19 protein-coding genes are annotated in these 18,241 nt (G+C 55.1%); 10 read left to right on the top strand and 9 right to left on the bottom strand.

Features of this window, described 5'->3' with window-relative positions; translation table 11 throughout:
• The first annotated feature begins 26 nt into the window (after nucleotides 1-26).
• The gene (locus NMQ00_RS01990) at nucleotides 27-215 is read left to right on the top strand and encodes a 2-hydroxymuconate tautomerase (RefSeq protein ID WP_012727443.1); all 189 of its coding nucleotides are present in this window, start codon (nucleotides 27-29) and stop codon (nucleotides 213-215) included.
• 40 nt (nucleotides 216-255) lie between these two features.
• Here NMQ00_RS01990 and NMQ00_RS01985 read toward each other — a convergent pair whose 3' ends face one another.
• Together NMQ00_RS01985 and NMQ00_RS01980 are read right to left on the bottom strand one after the other, a co-directional pair.
• The gene (locus NMQ00_RS01985) at nucleotides 256-1,842 is read right to left on the bottom strand and encodes a Na/Pi cotransporter family protein (RefSeq protein ID WP_255177705.1); all 1,587 of its coding nucleotides are present in this window, start codon (nucleotides 1,840-1,842) and stop codon (nucleotides 256-258) included.
• Between the two features lie 23 nt (nucleotides 1,843-1,865).
• A complete protein-coding gene (locus NMQ00_RS01980) occupies nucleotides 1,866-3,161 on the bottom strand; it encodes an HD domain-containing protein (protein ID WP_255177704.1) in 1,296 nt (431 codons plus the stop codon).
• A gap of 100 nt (nucleotides 3,162-3,261) precedes the next feature.
• On the opposite strand from NMQ00_RS01980, the gene NMQ00_RS01975 reads away from it, so the two are divergent.
• Nucleotides 3,262-4,110 carry a lipoate--protein ligase family protein gene (locus NMQ00_RS01975; protein WP_255177703.1) on the top strand — a complete coding sequence of 283 codons (849 nt, stop codon included), beginning with the start codon at nucleotides 3,262-3,264 and terminating at the stop codon, nucleotides 4,108-4,110.
• Between the two features lie 4 nt (nucleotides 4,111-4,114).
• Nucleotides 4,115-4,960 carry a DegV family protein gene (locus NMQ00_RS01970; RefSeq protein ID WP_255177702.1) on the top strand — a complete coding sequence of 282 codons (846 nt, stop codon included), beginning with the start codon at nucleotides 4,115-4,117 and terminating at the stop codon, nucleotides 4,958-4,960.
• Between the two features lie 53 nt (nucleotides 4,961-5,013).
• Here NMQ00_RS01970 and NMQ00_RS01965 read toward each other — a convergent pair whose 3' ends face one another.
• Nucleotides 5,014-6,963: a glycoside hydrolase family 3 protein gene (locus NMQ00_RS01965; RefSeq protein ID WP_255177701.1), complete on the bottom strand. Its 1,950-nt coding sequence runs from the start codon at nucleotides 6,961-6,963 to the stop codon at nucleotides 5,014-5,016.
• A 328-nt stretch (nucleotides 6,964-7,291) separates the two neighbouring features.
• Between NMQ00_RS01965 and lipA the strand changes: the two genes are divergently transcribed.
• Together lipA and NMQ00_RS01955 are read left to right on the top strand one after the other, a co-directional pair.
• A complete protein-coding gene (gene lipA / locus NMQ00_RS01960) occupies nucleotides 7,292-8,191 on the top strand; it encodes a lipoyl synthase (protein ID WP_369696459.1) in 900 nt (299 codons plus the stop codon).
• Between the two features lie 18 nt (nucleotides 8,192-8,209).
• Entirely contained in the window at nucleotides 8,210-9,040 is an 831-nt protein-coding gene (locus tag NMQ00_RS01955) for a lipoate--protein ligase family protein (RefSeq protein ID WP_255177699.1), read from the top strand.
• Nucleotides 9,041-9,096: 56 nt separating this feature from the next.
• Here the strand turns inward: NMQ00_RS01955 and amyS are convergent, their stop codons facing one another.
• From amyS to NMQ00_RS01930, 5 genes are all read right to left on the bottom strand, one after another.
• On the bottom strand, nucleotides 9,097-10,641 hold the full coding sequence (amyS, locus tag NMQ00_RS01950) for an alpha-amylase (RefSeq protein ID WP_255177698.1): 1,545 nt from the start codon (nucleotides 10,639-10,641) through the stop codon (nucleotides 9,097-9,099).
• A gap of 172 nt (nucleotides 10,642-10,813) precedes the next feature.
• Nucleotides 10,814-11,341: a DUF2812 domain-containing protein gene (locus tag NMQ00_RS01945; RefSeq protein ID WP_255177697.1), complete on the bottom strand. Its 528-nt coding sequence runs from the start codon at nucleotides 11,339-11,341 to the stop codon at nucleotides 10,814-10,816.
• Nucleotides 11,341-11,670, bottom strand: coding sequence for a PadR family transcriptional regulator (locus NMQ00_RS01940; RefSeq protein WP_255177696.1), 330 nt, complete (start codon nucleotides 11,668-11,670; stop codon nucleotides 11,341-11,343). The genes NMQ00_RS01945 and NMQ00_RS01940 overlap by 1 nt, the downstream gene beginning before the upstream one ends.
• A 114-nt stretch (nucleotides 11,671-11,784) precedes the next feature.
• Nucleotides 11,785-12,912 (bottom strand): YfbR-like 5'-deoxynucleotidase, encoded by a 1,128-nt coding sequence (locus NMQ00_RS01935; protein ID WP_255177695.1) that lies wholly within the window; start codon nucleotides 12,910-12,912, stop codon nucleotides 11,785-11,787.
• On the bottom strand, nucleotides 12,912-13,943 hold the full coding sequence (locus NMQ00_RS01930; protein ID WP_255177694.1) for an ion channel: 1,032 nt from the start codon (nucleotides 13,941-13,943) through the stop codon (nucleotides 12,912-12,914). Before NMQ00_RS01930 ends, NMQ00_RS01935 begins: the two co-directional genes overlap by 1 nt.
• Nucleotides 13,944-14,046: 103 nt before the next feature.
• Between NMQ00_RS01930 and NMQ00_RS01925 the strand changes: the two genes are divergently transcribed.
• The 5 genes from NMQ00_RS01925 to NMQ00_RS01905 are packed head-to-tail and all read left to right on the top strand — an operon-like array spanning nucleotide 14,047 to nucleotide 17,069.
• Complete coding sequence (locus NMQ00_RS01925; RefSeq protein ID WP_021066042.1) at nucleotides 14,047-14,505, top strand: hypothetical protein; 459 nt, start codon at nucleotides 14,047-14,049, stop codon at nucleotides 14,503-14,505.
• Nucleotides 14,502-14,867 carry a hypothetical protein gene (locus NMQ00_RS01920; protein WP_021066041.1) on the top strand — a complete coding sequence of 122 codons (366 nt, stop codon included), beginning with the start codon at nucleotides 14,502-14,504 and terminating at the stop codon, nucleotides 14,865-14,867. The genes NMQ00_RS01925 and NMQ00_RS01920 overlap by 4 nt, the downstream gene beginning before the upstream one ends.
• Nucleotides 14,864-16,087, top strand: coding sequence for a glutathionylspermidine synthase family protein (locus tag NMQ00_RS01915; RefSeq protein WP_255177693.1), 1,224 nt, complete (start codon nucleotides 14,864-14,866; stop codon nucleotides 16,085-16,087). Before NMQ00_RS01920 ends, NMQ00_RS01915 begins: the two co-directional genes overlap by 4 nt.
• The gene (locus NMQ00_RS01910) at nucleotides 16,084-16,497 is read left to right on the top strand and encodes a DUF350 domain-containing protein (RefSeq protein ID WP_255177692.1); all 414 of its coding nucleotides are present in this window, start codon (nucleotides 16,084-16,086) and stop codon (nucleotides 16,495-16,497) included. The genes NMQ00_RS01915 and NMQ00_RS01910 overlap by 4 nt, the downstream gene beginning before the upstream one ends.
• A 59-nt stretch (nucleotides 16,498-16,556) precedes the next feature.
• A complete protein-coding gene (locus tag NMQ00_RS01905) occupies nucleotides 16,557-17,069 on the top strand; it encodes a hypothetical protein (protein ID WP_255177691.1) in 513 nt (170 codons plus the stop codon).
• Nucleotides 17,070-17,126: 57 nt separating this feature from the next.
• Here NMQ00_RS01905 and NMQ00_RS01900 read toward each other — a convergent pair whose 3' ends face one another.
• Complete coding sequence (locus NMQ00_RS01900) at nucleotides 17,127-18,227, bottom strand: globin domain-containing protein (protein ID WP_255177690.1); 1,101 nt, start codon at nucleotides 18,225-18,227, stop codon at nucleotides 17,127-17,129.
• Nucleotides 18,228-18,241 lie beyond the last annotated feature (14 nt).

Raw genomic sequence — 18,241 nt, 5'->3', positions numbered from 1 at the left:
GTGAACGAGAAAAAGGAGGAAATGATATGCCATACGTAACGGTTAAAATGCTTCCAGGCCGCACGGTCGAACAAAAACGTGCGTTGATTGAAAAAGTGACGGACGCTGTCTCCGAGACGACGAACGCCCCGAAAGAAAACATCACCGTCTTCATCGAAGAGATGGACGCGACGCACTACGGCCAAGCCGGCGTGATGCACGCGGATAAGAAGTAAACACAGCGACCGCCCTTCCATCTCGGAGGGCGGTCGTTTTTTAGTCTTCTAGATTCACTTCAAACCGCTCGCTCGGCACGGTCGGTTTAATCAGATGACGCGTCGCCCGCCAAATATGATAGCCGATCCGGTCGAGCCAGAGGAGCGCCTGCACTTTTTGAATCGTCTGGTCCATCTCGAGCTGGTTGGCCGCCGTCTCCTCGAGCAGTTCGGCCCGGTGCGCTTTTCGATATTCGGCGAGCTGTTTCGAGGCCGTCTTCCACTGCCGCGACTCTTCCGGGGGCGTGTGATGATTGAGCGTCTCGACCATGTCGAGTTCATGCAAGACGAGCTGGCGCGCGACCAAGAAGTCCGTATCCCGGAGCGCGTCGACCGGGTCGACTTCCCGCATGACGAACAGCCACCGTTCCAAGTGGTCGATTGTATGGAGCAGCGACAAATGTTGGCCATAGTCGTTGCGTCCTCGCCCTTCTTCCAATTGAATCGTGCTCAAAAAGACACGGACGTCGCCGAGCGTCTTCTCGACGAGTTGGAGCTCGTCGTCGCGTTTACGTGCCTCGGTCAGCAAAAGTTGCGTCTCTTTGGCCAAATAGCGCTCAATCTCAATTAACGAGCGCCGCGCCGCCTCGAGCGCGACCGTCGGGATGCGTGCCATATTCGGGTCGAGGAACCGGGTCAGCTTTTCCGCCCGGCTCGGGATCCACTGGAGCAACTGACGACTGAACGCCTCATGGAACGGCAGGAACGTGAACACCCCGAGCAGATGGAACGAGGTGTGGAACAAGGCGAGCCGCAACAGTTCGTTCCAGTTGAGGCGGTCGGCCACACCGTTCACGACACCGAACAAGAGCGGGAACGTCAGCCAGCCGATGAGTAGAATCGAGCCGTGGACGAGCACGTGCGCCAAGACGATGCGACGGGCCGACTTCCAGCCTCCAATCGACCCGATGGCGACGACGAGACTCGTCCCGGCGCTTTGTCCGAGCACGAGCAGACAGGCTTGGGCGAGCGTCACCGTATCGGTCGCGAGCGCCGTCATCGTCAAGACGAGACCGATGCTCGAGGACTGTAACAAGACGGTCATGAGTAGGCCGGTCCCGAGCAGCGCGAATTGATGCAGCGGTGTGTCCGCTTCCCAACCGGCGAACGAGAATGTGACGACGTCGCGCATCGCCTCTTGGAGCGTCCCGATGCCGACGAAAATCAGACCGAGCCCGACCATGAGCATGCCGATGCGCTTGACGCGCCGCCCGATCAATCGGAGCGCCATGCCGACCCCGATGAGCGGGAGCAATAGTTCGCGGATGTCGACGTTATAACCTAAGAGCGCCACGATCCATCCTGTCGTCGCGCTGCCGGCGTTCGCCCCGATGACGAGCGTGAGCGCTTGGGTGAACGTCAACAAGCCGGCGCTGACGAAACTGATTGTCATGAGCGTCGTCACGGTCGAGGATTGAAACAGCGTCGTCATCATCGCCCCGAGAAACGCACCCGAAACCGGTCCTTCGGCCAAGCGATTCAACCGTTGCCGGAGCCGTTCTCCGGCCATGTTTTTCAACGTATCCGTCAACAGCATCATTCCGAGCAGGAAGATGCCGATTCCGCCGACCAATGTGCCAACCCCCATGGTGTCACTTCCTTTTCAACGATTCAATCGCCCCGTAACGTTGACAACATCCATGTCTTCTCTGACGCATGATCTTTCAAGTTGAGCAGCACGTCCTCCGGATAATAAATCTTCTCGTCGGATTGCCGTGAGTTTAAAATCGATTGGACGAGCATCGACACTTCCGAGATCTCCCGACGGTCGCCGTCATTCATTTTGAGGTAGATGCCTTCATATTTCCCGTGCCCTTTGTATAAATCGTACGGCAATTGGCTGAGCTGGTCCTCGAGCAAGTAGTAGCGGGTCGGCAAACCGATTGACTCCATCGTCGAACGAAGACGGTCCATGTAGCGGACGCGGTTCGCTTCCGGGAAATTCTTATATTTCAACAGACGACGGTTGACGAAACGGCTCGCGAGATCCGCTAAGATCGGGTCTGCCTCATCCATCCATTCTTGGAAATAGAAATAGACGATTGTCTCGTCGAGCTTTAAATAATGCTCGAGCGTCATATCTTCATGGTTGAAAATCGGCAAGAAGTGCTTCGGGGTCATCTCGAACGCGTAGCCCGACTCGTACAGTTCTTGCGCCCGCTCGAGCACGGCCTTGAGCAACAAGTCGCTCGACCGCGTTGCCGGGTGCAAATACACTTGCCAGTACATCTGATAACGGCGCATGATATAGTCCTCGATCGTATGCATCCCCGACTGTTTGACGACGACTTGGTCCTCGTCCGGACGCAGCACCCGAAGCATGCGTTCGAGGTCGAACTTGCCGTAACTGACGCCAGCGAAATGCGCGTCGCGGAGCAGATAGTCCATCCGGTCGACGTCGAGCTGCGAACTGAGAATATTGACGAGCAAGCGGTTCGGGTGCGTCTTATTGATGATGGCCGCCACTTCTTCCGGGAAGCCGACGCCCATCTCGGACAGTACTTTGTTCACTTCCGTGTCGCCGAGGATGATCCGTTCGGTCCACACCTCGTGACGGACGGCGAAGACGTGCTCGAACGCATGCGAGAATGGACCGTGGCCGACGTCGTGGAGCAGTGCCGCCGCGAGCAACAGCTCACGATTGCGGTCGTCCCACTCCGGATACTCATGAAACTGGTCAATCAGTTGCCGAGCGATCTCATACACCCCGAGCGAATGGTGGAACCGGGTATGCTCGGCACCATGGAACGTCAAAAAAGAAGTCCCGAGCTGCTTGATGCGCCGTAACCGTTGAAACTCTTTCGTATTGATCAATTCCCAGACGAGATGGTCATAGACGTATATATAGCGGTGAACCGGATCTTTGAATACTTTCGACCCTGATAATTGACCTCGTGACGTGTACATGACGTTGCCCCCTACGTTTCATTAGTGATTGGATTCGACTTCTAGCGCGTTGTTCCTCCCATGCTATAATGGGGAGGAAATTATTCATTGAAAAGGAATTATGTATATGACCCATCCATTATTACAACAACCGACCTACCGTGTCATCGATCAGTCCTCGCTCGGCCCCGCGTTTCAAGCCGAGCAATCGTTCGCGACGGACGACACGCTCTGTGCGTCGACCGTGACGTCAGGTGCCGTCCTGCGGGCCTGGGTCCATCTAAACACGGTTGTGCTCGGCATTCAAGACGCCCGCCTGCCCCACTTGTCGGATGGCATCCGTTTTCTCCATGAACACGGATTCCGTCCCGTCGTGCGAAATTCAGGAGGGCTCGCCGTCGTCTTAGATGAAGACGTACTGAACTTATCTTTAATTTTACCTGAGAAAGACGGAATTCAAATCGACAGCGGTTATGAGGCGATGACATCGCTCATCCAACTCATGTTTCAAGACGTGACGACAGACATTGTCGCTGGCGAAATCGTTGGGTCTTACTGCCCCGGCAGTTTCGACTTGTCCATCGGCGGCAAGAAGTTCGCCGGCATCTCACAGCGCCGTGTCCGTGGCGGTGTCGCCGTCCAAATTTATTTGAGTGTCCGCAAGAGCGGGAGTGAACGCGCCGCTCTCATCCGTGATTTTTATGAGCGCGCCATCCAAGGCGAAGCGACAAAGTTCATCTACCCGGCCATCGTCCCTGAGACGATGGCGTCACTCGAAGACTTGCTCGGCATCCCACTCACCGTCGACGACGTGTTGCGTCGCGCCTACACCGTACTCAGCAGCGTGAGCCAACTCATACCAGGCACGCTCGACACGGACGAACAAACGACCCTCATCACCCAGCTCGATCGGATGTGGAAACGTAATGAACCGATTCGCGAGATTGAACAACAATTAGCAGAGGAGTGACCGCATGTTTAAAATCATAACCGACACCGGCGCTGATTTGACCCAAGACCAAGTCGTCGAGTACGGCCTCGAGGTGTTGCCACTCGGCGTCATCATCGACAATGAGGAGTTTTTAGACGGGGAGACGATTCAACCGAAAGACGTATACGATGCGATGCGTGCCGGGAAGGCGCCGAAGACGTTCCAAATCGAGGCGGCCCGGCTCGAACATTGTTTCCGTCAACATCTCGAATCGGAAATCCCGTTCCTGTACCTCGCCTTCTCGGGTGAGCTCTCAGGCACTTATCAAACGGCCGTCATGGTCGGAAACCTACTTAAAGAAGAATACCCGAACAGCACGTTCCATATTCTTGATACGCGTGCCGCTTCCGTCGGCCAAGGATTGTTCGTCAAAACGGTCGCCGAATATGGGCAGGACCACTCGTACGAAGAGACGGTCGCCTACGCGACGTCGCTCGTCGGCAAGATTCGTCATTTGTTCACGGTCGAATCGCTCGAGTATTTGATGCGCGGGGGCCGCGTCTCGAAAGCGAGCGCGTTCATCGGGGACTTATTGACGATTTTACCACTCCTGACGGTCGAAGACGGCAAGCTCGTCCCAATCGAGAAGGTGCGCGGGCACAAGAAGGTGATGCGCCGCATCGCTGAGTGGATGACCGAATCGAAGCCGCTTGTTGATGGTGGGCATGTCTTCATCGGCCACGGCGATGATCCAGTCAAGGCCGATCAGTTCGAGGCGTTGCTTCGGCAGCATATGAACCCGGCGAGCGTCACGAAAACGATTGTCGGTTCGGCCATCGGAGCGCATACGGGCCCAGGCCTTCTCGTCGTCGGTTATTTTGAGGCGTGATAGTTAAATGACAAACAGCGAGCACCCTAATGGGCGCTCGCTGTTGTTTTTGCTTACTTGTTCCAGTTGCGGAATCCGTCACCAAACTCGAGGTGCAAGTCGTCTCCGAACACGCCGTTCTCGAACGTCGGTACGTCGACTGGGAGTTTGCCCGTCGGTTTGACTTCACCGAAGATGGCACGAATGCCGGCCGGGAGGTTCGGTCCTGCCGATTTGGCATTTCCCGCCTCAGAGTCCGGTCCGTTCGGGTCACCTTTGAAGCCGTAGATGATGAGCTGGGCCGGTGCGTCCGGTTGAACCGCCACATCGTACGGGTTGCGCAGGCTGAGCAAGACTGACTTCTTGCCCGTCTCGTTCGCGTAACGGAACACTTCAGCCGGCACGTAGTTATCAGCCGACGTCGATTTCAGCTTGGCGCTGTTATTGACGTTCGATCCGACGATGATATAGTCGGCCGCGTCGAGTTTTTCTTTCAATGCCGGGTTTTGATCCAAGTGTTTCGTCGATGCCGTATAGTTCGCGGCGATGACGTTCACTTGCTTCATGTTGCCGGCGTTCTTCTCAAGCGACTTGATCGTCTTGATCATGCTGTCCGTCTGGTCTTTCGCCGGTGACAAGACGAGGACCGTCTCGCCTTTTTTCGGTTTGAACGGAAGGGTCTTGTCGTCGTTTTTCACGAGCGTGACGGCCGCCTCGGCGATTTCACGTTCTTTCGCTTTATGCTCGGCACTGCCGACGACCGCATTCGCTTCGGCGAGCTTCGCCTCGAGCGTTGTCGTGTCGACCGACTCTTGCCAAATGCCGCGCTCCGCTTTGAGCGTCAAAATCCGCTCGACCGCCGCATCAATCTTCTCTTCTGACAAACGTCCGTCTTCGACGGCGGCGATGACGTCGTCAAAGATCGTCTCGAGCTTCACGACATCGGCGTTCGACCGTAAAATCGTCGGCATGAGCGCGATATCGACACCCGCATCGAACGTCTTGATGACCGCTTCCGCTTCCGTGAAGTTATCGGCAATCGCCTGCATGTTCAAGGCGTCCGTGATGACGATGCCGTCATAGCCCATGTCTTCTCGTAACACGCCCGTGATGACGTCATCCGAGAGCGTCGCCGGGAGCGGGAACGTGCCGCGCGGTGAGTTGACGACCTCATCTTCGATTTGCGGCATGCCGATGTGTGCCGTCATGATCATATCGATGCCTTCGGTGATGGCCCGCTTGAACGGCAACAGTTCGAGACCGCGCAAGTCTTCGAGCGACTTGTCGACAATCGGGAGTCCGTAATGCGAGTCGACCGCCGTGTCACCATGACCCGGGAAATGCTTCGCCGTCGCGGCGACGCCCTGGTCTTGAATCCCTTGTGTCATCGCCGAGCCGAGCTCGCCGACAAGTTCCGGGTCGCTCGAGAACGAGCGCACGCCGATGACCGGATTGGCCGGGTTGTTGTTGACGTCTAGCACCGGACCGAAGTTGACGTTCACCCCGAGAGCGTTCAACTCCGAACCAATAATATTCCCCGCGTCGTATGCGTATTGGCTGCTCCGTGTCGCCCCGAGCGCCATGTTACCTGGCAAGTTCGTGCCTGTCCCCAGCCGTGTCACGATTCCACCCTCTTGGTCAATCGTGATGAAGAGCGGTACGTCGTTGCTTTCGTCTTGTTTGACGACTTCTTGGAGGTCGTGGACGAGTTTCGTCGTCTGTTCGGTCTCGGTCACGTTTTCCGCGAACAAGATGACACCCCCGAGGTCAAACCGATCGACGACGCGTGCTACATCTGTCGCGAGCGCCGTATGGTTCGCCCCGTTCCATAATCGGAAGTCTGGCATGATCATTTGACCGAGCTTTTGTTCAAGCGTCATCGATTCGAGTTTGGCATCGACACGCTGCTCAATCGACGGTGCCGGCGTCTCCTCTGCCACTACCGCGTTCGCCATCGGGACCGATGAGACGAGTAGCGCTGTCGTTAGCCCCAGTGTCGCCGTCCAGTTCAGTGCTTTGTTCATGTTTTCCCCACTCCTTTTTTGAAAGTTTCCCCGACCCCCAAACAAAAAGGCATGGAGGAAGAAGCGTTGCCTCACCAACGCTCGTTCACCCCATGCCTGATCGTATCAGTTACATATGGTCCTTATTCAGGTGGTCATCGTCAGTATAGCAATTCAAAAAATGGGAAACAACACTTCACATGAAAGCGTAACCATTTTGAAATATATGTTCTGTTTTGACACACAGCTGACCTGTATTGGCAAAGCCAATAATTTTGCTGGTTCGAATTCGACTTCATCTTTGGTAAACTCTTTTTGTTAGGGGTTAACTTTCAAAAAGGGGGAAATCATCTTGGCACGAGGGGAACTAAAACGAAAGCCGGAATGGCTAAAGATTAAACTGAACACGAACGAGACGTATACCGGTCTCAAAAAGATGATGCGCGAGAAAAATCTACATACGGTCTGTGAGGAAGCGAAATGTCCGAACATCCATGAATGTTGGGCCGTCCGCCGCACCGCGACGTTCATGATTCTTGGGAGCATCTGTACCCGCGCCTGCCGCTTTTGCGCGGTCACGACGGGCAAGCCGAACGAACTCGACTGGGAAGAGCCGAAACGCGTCGCCGAGTCGGTCCGCCTCATGAACTTGAAACACGTCGTCATCACGGCCGTCGCCAGAGACGACTTGAACGACTACGGCGCGACGGTATTCGCTGAGACGGTCCGTGCTGTCCGCGGTATGAATCCGGAGACGTCGATTGAAGTGCTCCCGTCCGACATGATGGGTGACTTCTCGGCACTCCAGACGCTCATCGACGCCGGTCCAGACATCATGAACCATAACTTGGAGACGGTCCGCCGCCTCACGCCGAGAGTCCGTGCCAAAGCGACATACGACCGGACGCTCGAATTTTTAAAACGGTCAAAAGAACTGAACCCGGACATCCCGACGAAGTCATCGATCATGGTCGGCCTCGGTGAGACGAAGGAAGAGTTGATTGAAGCGATGGACGACCTGCGGGCCCATCACGTCGACATCCTCACGCTCGGCCAATACTTGCAGCCGACGAAGAAGCACCTCGACGTCGAGCGTTACTACCATCCAGATGAGTTCGCCGAGTTAAAAGAGATCGCATTGGCGAAAGGCTTCTCCCACTGCGAGGCCGGACCGCTCGTGCGTTCCTCGTATCACGCGGACGAACAAGTCCACAAGGCGCGTCGTCACACGATGCTGCCAATCGACTAAGAGAAAGAAGAGACGTTTATGACTGGAACGACATGGCATTTGCTTCACACCGCCCCGCTGTCCCCGGCCGAGAATATGGCCATTGACGAGGCCATCGCCGGCTGGGTCGCGCGCGGTGACGTAAAACCGACACTCCGTTTTTACGCCTGGGCCCCGCACGCCATCAGCGTCGGGCGCTTCCAACGGGCGACGCGCGACCTCGACCGCGACGCGCTCACGTTGAATGGCATCCCGGTCGTCCGTCGTTTGACCGGGGGACGGGCCGTCCTACACGCGGACGAGCTGACGTATAGCGTCATCCTCCCTGAGACGATGCCGTCTTTGCCGACAAACGTCATCGAGAGCTATCGCCTCTTGACCGAAGGGGTGCGCCGCGGCTACCACGCGCTCGGCGTCCCGGCCGAATTCTCGGTGCCATTGACCGAGGCAGACCGCGAGGCACTCCGAAAACCAAAGTCGGCCGTCTGTTTCGACGCCGCCTCGTACTACGAACTCGCCGTCGACGGGAAAAAGATTGCTGGGAGCGCCCAAGTGCGCCACCAAGGCGCCGTCCTGCAGCACGGGTCGATTCCGTTATCGATCGACGATGACGTCTTGTTCGACTGCTTCAATCTTGAGGCCGATGAGAAGGCGGAGGCGAAAGCACGTTTTGGTGACAAGGCCGTCTCCTTGAACGAGACGCTCGGCCGAACCGTCGCCTTCGACGAGGTCGCCGCGGCCTTCACGGACGGATTCCGCGACGCGTTCGATTTGACGTTCGAACCGCTGACGTTCAACGAGGCGCAGCAACAAGAGATTCAGGAGCTCGTCGCCAAATACGAGAGTGACGAATGGGTCTGGAAACGCTAAATCAACACAACACCCGATCGAAGAGAGGATCGCCTCACTTCGATCGGGTGTTTTCGTTACTGCTGCGTATAAATCGAGACGGAGCCGCCGTTGACGAAGAACTGGCCCCAGCCGTCAGCATTGATCGTGACAAGACGGGAATTGTTGTTCGTCATGTCTTTCCATACCTCGCCGGCATTCTGTTTGCCGACGTACATCCACTTCGAGCCGCCCGGACCGTCCGATAGGATCGTCGCGAGACCCGATTTGGCACGGTCGGTCACACCTTCACGTGTCCAGCCGATGACGTCCTGGTGGTCGAGGTAGTCATGTTGCGTCCCGTAGGCGAAGTCTTTCCGTGCCTTCAGAATCGGTTGGAGCGTGCCCGACATGTTCGGGATTTCACGGTTCGTCGTCCCTTTCGTGCCGTAATAGTCCCCGTAGAAGAGGGCCGGATAGCCTTGGCCGCGCGTCATGATCGTGGCGTAGGCGAGCGGTTTGAACCAGTTGGCGACCGTCGACTCGAGCGATTGACCCGGCTGTGAGTCGTGGTTATCGACAATCGTCACGGACAGCGACGGATGCTGTTCGGTGACGGTGCCTTTCAAGATGTTGCGCATGTCATAGAAGCCACCGCCATTACCGGCCGCTTGGAAGTTGTAATGGAGTGGCACATCGAAGACGGAATGCGTGTAGCCCGTCTTGTACAGATAGTCGTTGATGGCACCGAGATCGTTCTTCCAATACTCGGCGACCGTGAACATCTCTTTTCCGGTCGTCTGGCGCACGCTCGTCACCCACTCCTTCAAGTACGAGTGGCTAATATGTTTGACCGCATCCAACCGGAAACCGTCGAGCCCGAGCGAGTCGGCGTACCATTTGCCCCAGTTCTTCATCTCTTGACGGACCTCGGGATGTTCGAAGTCGACGTCGGCGTACATGAGGTAGTCGTAGTTGCCGTTCTCGTTCGACACGTCCGTGTCCCATGCCTTGCCCGTGCTCTTGAACTTATAGATGCGGCTCAAGCTGCGTGACTGATCCCAATCGGTGCCGTCAAAATGGTACCAGCGCCATTTGAATGGTGAGTATGTATTATTGCGCCCCGCGAAGTTGAACCCGGTCCAGGCCGAGATGGCATACTCGCCTGACGTCTCTTGGTTCCGGTTCGACGGATTGACCTCAATCGCCTGGACGGACTCGGTATAGTCGGCCCCGCCCTTGTGGTTCATGACGACGTCGCCGTAGACGCCGATGCCTTTCCCGCGCAAATTGGAGATGGCGGTCTGGAGCTGGGCTTTCGTGCCGTACTTCGTCCGGGTCGTCCCTTTTTGATTGAACTCGCCGAGGTCGTATAAATCGTACGCCCCATACCCGACATCGTTCTGTGACGTGCCTTTGTACGCCGGCGGGATCCACACCGTCGTCACCCCGATGTCCTTCAAGTGCTGCGAGTCGTTCGATAATCGGTTCCAATGCAGTCCGTCGTTCGGGACATACCATTCAAAGTACTGCATCATCGTGCCGTTTTGCGGCGTCGCCGCTTGTGCGACCGGTTGTCCTGCGAGCAGTGCAATCGCGGTGACACCAGCCGTCACCGCTAACCCTTTCCGTCTCTTACCCATGCCTATTCCTCCTCTTCGAAATTAATGCAAGCGCTTTCATTAATTATCATGACGGATTACCCTTTAGTTGAATAGAGGATTTCCATAAAACAGTTCTCTGCGCCTAACTATTTTTATCTTGAATAGTTCAGTCGACCAATGCAAAAACGGATGGCTTGTGCCATCCGCCTAGTCATTCATTCCGTTCCAAACGTTTTCGCTTCACGAGGAAACCGAGATACGGGAGTCCTGTGAAGACGAGCCCGATGACGACAAGCGTTTGTAGCACCAAAATGATGGCTTCCGCCGTCTGCGGCCAATCCAATTGGAGCATGAATACGAATCCAAGCGATAGCAGTAGACAGATGAGCGCTCCTCGGCCCATCGTTCGCTCGACTTGCGCATATTTGTCATGCATTGTCGTTTGATCGGTGTAAAGCGGTATGGCATCCGGACGACCTTTGAACACGTGAATCTCATCACCGGTCGACGTCACGTGCTCCCAGCCGCTCGCGACGAACAGCTCGAAGTATTCCTCATCCGGCTGTTTGCGATAATCGAGACTATAGCGCACGTCCATCGGTTCCCCTTCGACGAGCGTATAGCCGAGCGGAGCGAACTTCTCTAAATGCCAGCCGCGAGCTGCCATCTCTCCTAGCTTCTTCATTTCGTGCTCTTCGGCGAATGCCAGTCCCCAACTCGACATATATTTTCGTTTCATCACTGTCCCTCCCCTTCTAAAATGAAGCGTGCGTCATCGACAATCGCTTGCCGGCGTTTCAAGTCCTCGGCCACGAGTGCACGGCCTTGTGTCGTGATCACATAACTCTTCTTCTTCCCGTCCCCCTCGAGCGGCTCGATGAGTTGGGCGTTCACGAGCTTTTTGATAATCGTATACATTGACGCCGGGCCAATCTTGATCCGTCCGTTCGTCAACTCCTCGACGAACTGCATAATCAAATAGCCGTGACGCGCCTCGGTCAAGGCGAGGAGAATGTAGAACATGCTGTCGGTCAATTCTCCGAGTTCAATCGTGTCGTTACGCGGCATCCTGCCACCTCCTATATCGTTCATTGATATATCTTACCCTCACTATATATCGTTGAATGATATATGTCAATGAATGATATATAAAAAGCCGCAGACGGTTCGTCTGCGACCTCGTTAACTGGTGACGTAATCTAAATCGTGCAGGATGTATGCCAAGAAAAACAACATGCTCGGGTTCTCGTAACGCATCTGCACTTTACGGAGCTGCTCCCGATATGTGACCTCATACTCGGCCCCGTTCATCTTCCGCTCCATGTTCATCTTGATGAGCGCGTCGAGCTTGTCCATCATATCGACGAGCATGCCTTCGTACGTGTCATCTTTCGAATCGGCCATATAACGGCGGAACGCCGGCTGCATATAGTCCGGGAGAAGCGACAAGAGCGCCTCGCTCTCGGCCCGCTCATACGCCTCGAACGCCGCCCCGGTCTCGGCGGTCGAATGTTTCACCGGACCGAGCACGTCCCCGGTCACCCCTTCGACGAGGTCGTGACAGAGGAGACGCGCCGTCAGCTCGGCGACATCGACGTCGACGTCATACTTCTCAAGCTCCAACAAACCACTGAACATCCCGAGCGCGGCCGCCCGGAAGCCATGGATGGCATCGTTGTCGTCAATCGTATTGAACCGGCCTTTCCAACGTCTGACACTGTCCATCCGCATGACGTTCTCGATGAACGTTGCCACGTCCGTGTCCGCCTCGACTTGCTCGTAGAGCCAGCGGACCGATTCGAGCGGATGTTCGCGCAAGGCCGCTTTCATCTCTTCAAGCTTCGCGACGAAATGAGGCGAGCCGTGTCCGACTTCGCGCCGTACGAACAGCATCGCGTCGAACGAATCGATCCCATCGACGAGCCGTCCTTCAAACGAGTCATCTTCTGCCTCGACGAGGAAACGATAGAAGTGTGGCCGCAGCGACTGCGACAACAACTCGACGAGGCCGAGACTCGCCGTCCGCTCCATCCGTTCGATATGTTCTTTGAGCGTCGGCTCTTTTTTCGTCCGGTGCATGATCGGCCCGGTCTGCACTTCGTTCATATCATGGAACAGCGCCTTGCCGAGCACATCGAGCAAGTTGACGTCCTGTCCCCGGTTCTCTTCGTAGTATGCCGCGATCAAGCTGAAGACGGCGACGCGGAAACTGTGGCTCGCCGCGTTGTCATGGTAATGCGGCGCATATTCGTCCCAGCGTTGTACGTTTTGCATGCGTGTCATCTTGCGGATAAACGTTCCGTTATGCATCAAATTCCTCCTTGGTTCAGTCGCTCCCACGAGTCATCGTGACAGACGATGTAGAGCATGTCGTTCGTCTGAAGCGTTGTGTCGAGCGCCGTCGCATAATCGAGACGATCGTTGACGGCGATCAACGTGACGCCTTGGTGCATCAAGCTCTCGGCAGCGTCCCGGATGGTCGTCCATTCCGGTTTTGGCGCGAGCGCTTGGATATTGCCACCCGACTGTTTGCTGAGCAGCTGACGGAAAATCGATGTCGTCCCCGGCTGCAGCGTCGCTTTCGCCATGAGCAACGACACCGAGTCGTTCGCGAGAATAAAGTCGTCGATCCGGACGTGTTTGAATTTCGAGATGTTTCGTTCTTCGCACACCTCGACGACCGTATGCAAGTCAACGCCGCGCTCGGACGACAGCGCCTCGACCGCTGACGCGATCAAAAGCGACTTCCCATCGGCGAGAAGCGTTTCGGTGATGCGCGCATCCGCGAAGATGGCAATTCGGCGCGCCTTTAAAATATTAGCTTGTAACAGGACCGTCTCATCCGACGCGTCACCGTGGACGAAGTGGACGTTGTCGTGATTATATGGTTCTTCCTTCAATTGGTCGATCAAAACGATTTCCGCTTTCGGCTCGTAGATGAGCACTTCATCGATTGCTTTCTTTGTCTTCGGCGACCAGCCGATATAGACGTAATGCCCTTCTCCTCGATACACTAACTTCCCCTCCCGTTTTAACCGTTGAAATGTCGCACCGACTTCAACGAGTTTTCCAATCAACGCCCCGATAATCCCAATCCCGAACAGAAACAAGAAAATCCCGAGCCATCGCCCCGCCACCGTCGTCGGGAAAAAGTCACCGTACCCGACGGTCGTGAGCGTCGTCATCGTCCACCAGAACGAGTCGAACATCGACGGGAACGTCTCCGGTTCGAGCACGAATCCGAGGACGGTGCCGGTCAAGATAATGACGAGCGACGCCAAGACGACGTTCAGGAACGATAATTTCGATAATCCGCGCCAGACGCGAAAAAAGATATGCACAGAAAAACCCCTCCGTTTCCTATATACTAGAGACAACTTACTTGTTTTACGAAACCACCTCACGTTCGGTTCCGTATAGAAAGAAAAAAGAAAGGACGACGTCATGAACTCAATCGTTTTAGAATATCGACTCTATAAAAATGAACTTTCATTCGAGCCGCTCTACCATTATACATCGCTCGGCCTCGATGAAGTACTCGCCCGCCGCGAATGCGAATTTTTCGTCAAGGACGGGATGACTTACAAACAGCGTTCGTCCGCGCTTGAAGGCGAGCAATACTTCTTGATTTACGTCGACCGCTACACGGAAGGCCCCGTCGACAAGCACGAGACGACCGACATCAAAGTCGAGATTCGCACGCTCGACGACCGATTCGACAACCCGATGCTCGAGGCGTATTACGTCGACCGGCATCTCGACGCACTCGCCATGCTCGGCAGTCAATACTTGTACGTCGCCGGCAAAGAATACGAACGCGACTCGGCCGAGACGGACGAAGATCGTGGCGTCTATGTCATTTACGTCACCCCTACAGGTTATACATTGGAGGAATCAACATGAAGACAAGCAAAAAAATCTTGAGCGGTCTGTCAGCCGCCGTCTTGACCGCGTCGCTCGCGGCTTGCGGTACCGACGAAACAGAACAAGCGACGTTACCGGAAGAACCGACCGGCTACGAGTGCGACGATTGGGATTGGGATGATGAGACAGAGTCATATTACTGTGACGATGATCGCTCTCCTCACTTCGGGAGCTTCTTCTTACTCGGCAGTTTATTCAACTCGAAGAGTGCATTGAAGAATTCATCGGCGTATAAAAATTACCGTTCAAACGGTGGCGCCAGCAGCATCACCCCTAACAAATCAAACTCAGGCTCCAACTCGGGACTCGGGAGCGGCTCAAAAGGCGGCTTCGGGGGATGAAGCGTGATGCATTGTTCGGCCAAATCCCTTTCTTTTGGCCTGACTTGAACAACGAGGAATACGCCCTTTACGACTGTCTCGCCATGTCCACGGACGCGGTGAGGCAGATTCGGGAAGCGACACGTGACGTCGATGCGATTTTCCGCAAGACGAACCGCCTGTTGCGCACGCTCCCGGACGACACGCTCCGCTTGCTCGGCTATCCCGAGGCGAGCCTGCCTTTCCTCCGGGACAAGGCGCTGCCGCAAGAGACGATTATCGGTCGCTATGACTGGATCGTCAAAGACGGCATGATCAAACTGATGGAGTTCAATGCCGACACGCCGACATTCATCAAAGAACTATTCGATGTGAACGGCTATGTGACGACAGAATTCGGACTCGACGACCCAAACGCGGCGTCGACCGACGAGCTCAAGACCGAGCTGCGAAAAGCCGTCATCGCGGCGTGGCAACGACTCGACCGGGACGGGACACCGAAAATCGTTTTTACGGCCCACGACGATAACATCGAGGACAAATGGACGACGCGTTTCCTTCAAGAGACGCTCGACTTGCCGTCAGAGTTCGTCCCGCTCGACCGGTTACTCGTGGAGGCGGATGGCGTGTTCACACCGACTGGGGAACGGATCGACGTCTTGTATCGTCAGACGTACCCGATTGAACACTTGGTCGACGACCGGGCACCCGATGGAGATTTGATCGGCATCCGCCTGCTCGAACTGAACGCGGCCAAACACGTCTCGCTGCTCAATCCGCTCTCGGCCTTCCTCATGCAGTCCAAAGGCGTCCAAGCGCTCATTTGGGAACTGTATGAGGCCGATACATATTTTGACGAAGCGGAGCGTTCCATCATCACAACGTATTTTTTACCGACGTATCTCGAAGCCGAGCCGTTTATCGGCCAGAGCGCGTACGTGCAAAAACCCGCTTTCGGACGGGAAGGCGACTCGGTCATCCTCTATGACCAAGACGGTTTCCCGTTCCATAAAGAGACGCTCCAAACGTACGCCGACGAGACGGCGGTGTATCAACAGTTCATCGAGTTGCCGACCCGTCTGACGAACACGATCAACGGCCCACTCGAGACACACTACATGGTCGGCTGTTTTTGCTTGAACGGCCATCCGTCCGCCCTCGGCGTCCGCGCCGGCAGCATGATCACGAACAACCAGTCTTACTACTTAGCCATCGGCACAACAAAGGAGAATAACTTATGACGTTCATCACGCTCGATTCCATCTTGAGCTTCCTCGCTCACCTCGGTACAGGGTTTGGCCTGATTTTAGGCGGACTCGTCGTCTTCGCTCTCACGACGAAGTATTCGGAACGTAAATTGATTAAAGAAGGCAACGTCGCCGTCGCCTTGAAACTTTGGGGGAAAGCAATCGGACTCGCCATCGTCATCTACACGGTGTGGGCGAACAGTGTTAACTTACTCGACGCCTTCATCTGGGGACTCGTCGGCATTCTCGCCCAAGTGCTCGCCTTCTGGACGTTCGAATACGTTCTGACGCCAGGCGTGAACTTAGAGAAAGAAGTCGAGAACGGCAACCTCGCCGTCGGGATCAGCCTGTTCTCCGCCTCACTCGTCGTCGGCATCATCGTCGCCGCGAGCTTGACGTACTGAAATAAGCCCATGTGCTCAGGATTGAGGCATGGGCTGTTTTTATCGAAAGGAGGAGCAGAATGTCTACACGCAGACTAATTGGGGCTTTGCTCATTTGTATCGCAATCGTTGTCGTCTTCTCCGGAATCGGAAGTTACTTTTATGAACGGCAACAATTGAAACGTTACCTGGCAGACAATGATTTTCACGCATACGAATATCTCAAAACTGATGATGCGACATTAGCCCTTTTCACAAACAACGATGAGAATTTACTCGGAATTGCTGAAATGAGCACTGATGGATACGGTTATGGGACCATAGAAATACTCGATCCATCTCCCTTTGACTACATCTATTCTAGTGACGAGTCCAATAACTATATAGGGATTCGCTTGAACAAGCAGCCTCAGAATGTGGCCTACCTTCGTATCATCGGAGAACGCATACAAGAACAACACGTCCTCAACCGTCCTGAAGAAGATGATTATGCTGCCACACACATCATCGAATTGCGAAACCGGCCAACATCCGACTGGACGCTTCAAACGTTAGACCAAAATGAACAAGTCATTGACTCGATCGACCTATGAAAAACCGAAGACCAACGCGGTCTTCGGTTTTTGTATTCTCTATTCCTAAACGGTATATTAAGCGCGTGCAAGTACGGCCGATGGACCGAAGAACTCGTAACGGGCTTGTGGAATCGTTTGGACGACCGTCTCCATCATCGCGGTCGGACCGCACGTGTAAACGTCATGGCCGTCGACATCGAGTGCTTTGAGTTGGGTCGCATTCATGCAACCTGATACGTCATCAACGTGTGTGATGAGCTGGAGGCCATCGTTCACGAGTTCGTCGAGTTCTTCACCGAGCGGACGGAGGTTCGTGCTACGGACCGCGTGCAATAACGTGACTGAACGCCCTTGGCCGAGTGCCGTTTTCGCCATGTTGAAGAGCGGTGTGATACCGATCCCGCCAGCGACGAGTGTGAGCGGACGATCTGTCTCTTCGAGGACAAATTCGCCAGCTGGGGCACTCACCGGAATTTCCGTGCCGACCGTCTGCTCATGGAGCCAGTTTGAGACGAGACCTTCCGCCTTCGGAGCGATCCAGTAACCGTCTTCTGTCGTCTCGACGACGCTATATTGACGGTGGTGCAAGATGTCTTCCCCAGCGATACGGGCTTGGACCGAGATGTATTGACCTGGGATGGCCGTCCCGACGATGCCATCGTTCGCGACAAGGCGGAATCGTTTCACTTCCGGTGTGTCTTCGATCACTTCAGCGACCGTGAACGGTTTGAAACCAATCCATGGCGCATCGGCATACATCTGTTTCTCGAGTGAGATGAAGACGTCGGCGATGACACCATATGCTTTCGCCCACGCGTCAATGATGTCCGGCGTAGCTGCTTCACCGAGCACGTCTTGAATCGCGCCGAGTAAGTTCTCGCCGACGATTGGATAATGTTCCGGACGGATGTTTAAGCTCTTATGTTTATGAAGCGCCGGTTGGATGGCCGGGAGAATCGCTTCGAGACGATCAATATGGACAGCTGCCGCGTAGACGGCGTTGGCGAGCGCCTCTGGCTGACGGCCGCGTTTTTGGTTCGTATGGTTGAAGAAGTGGCGGACTTCTGGGTTATTTTCGAACATGCGCTTATAGAAGTGACTCGTGATGGCAACACCGTGGTCTTTCAAGACTGGTGCGGTTGCTTTGACGATATCCATCGTTTGTTGATCTAACATATTGTTTCCCCCTT

This window comes from Exiguobacterium aurantiacum (assembly GCF_024362205.1).
Taxonomy (GTDB): Bacteria; Bacillota; Bacilli; order Exiguobacteriales; family Exiguobacteriaceae; genus Exiguobacterium; species Exiguobacterium aurantiacum_B.
This window is presented reverse-complemented; position numbering and strand designations above follow the sequence as displayed.

Excerpts from the sequence above, each read along its gene's own strand:
- NMQ00_RS01935 (WP_255177695.1), bottom strand. The coding sequence starts at position 12,912 with ATGCATAACGGAACGTTTATCCGCAAGATGACACGCATGCAAAACGTA.
- NMQ00_RS01985 (WP_255177705.1), bottom strand. The coding sequence starts at position 1,842 with ATGGGGGTTGGCACATTGGTCGGCGGAATCGGCATCTTCCTGCTCGGA.
- NMQ00_RS01990 (WP_012727443.1), top strand. The coding sequence starts at position 27 with ATGCCATACGTAACGGTTAAAATGCTTCCAGGCCGCACGGTCGAACAA.
- NMQ00_RS01945 (WP_255177697.1), bottom strand. The coding sequence starts at position 11,341 with ATGAAACGAAAATATATGTCGAGTTGGGGACTGGCATTCGCCGAAGAG.
- NMQ00_RS01915 (WP_255177693.1), top strand. The coding sequence starts at position 14,864 with ATGAAGCGTGATGCATTGTTCGGCCAAATCCCTTTCTTTTGGCCTGAC.
- NMQ00_RS01975 (WP_255177703.1), top strand. The coding sequence starts at position 3,262 with ATGTATATGACCCATCCATTATTACAACAACCGACCTACCGTGTCATC.
- NMQ00_RS01900 (WP_255177690.1), bottom strand. The coding sequence starts at position 18,227 with ATGTTAGATCAACAAACGATGGATATCGTCAAAGCAACCGCACCAGTC.
- NMQ00_RS01925 (WP_021066042.1), top strand. The coding sequence starts at position 14,047 with ATGAACTCAATCGTTTTAGAATATCGACTCTATAAAAATGAACTTTCA.
- NMQ00_RS01970 (WP_255177702.1), top strand. The coding sequence starts at position 4,115 with ATGTTTAAAATCATAACCGACACCGGCGCTGATTTGACCCAAGACCAA.
- NMQ00_RS01920 (WP_021066041.1), top strand. The coding sequence starts at position 14,502 with ATGAAGACAAGCAAAAAAATCTTGAGCGGTCTGTCAGCCGCCGTCTTG.
- amyS (WP_255177698.1), bottom strand. The coding sequence starts at position 10,641 with ATGGGTAAGAGACGGAAAGGGTTAGCGGTGACGGCTGGTGTCACCGCG.
- NMQ00_RS01940 (WP_255177696.1), bottom strand. The coding sequence starts at position 11,670 with ATGCCGCGTAACGACACGATTGAACTCGGAGAATTGACCGACAGCATG.
- NMQ00_RS01980 (WP_255177704.1), bottom strand. The coding sequence starts at position 3,161 with ATGTACACGTCACGAGGTCAATTATCAGGGTCGAAAGTATTCAAAGAT.
- NMQ00_RS01910 (WP_255177692.1), top strand. The coding sequence starts at position 16,084 with ATGACGTTCATCACGCTCGATTCCATCTTGAGCTTCCTCGCTCACCTC.
- NMQ00_RS01965 (WP_255177701.1), bottom strand. The coding sequence starts at position 6,963 with ATGAACAAAGCACTGAACTGGACGGCGACACTGGGGCTAACGACAGCG.
- NMQ00_RS01905 (WP_255177691.1), top strand. The coding sequence starts at position 16,557 with ATGTCTACACGCAGACTAATTGGGGCTTTGCTCATTTGTATCGCAATC.
- NMQ00_RS01955 (WP_255177699.1), top strand. The coding sequence starts at position 8,210 with ATGACTGGAACGACATGGCATTTGCTTCACACCGCCCCGCTGTCCCCG.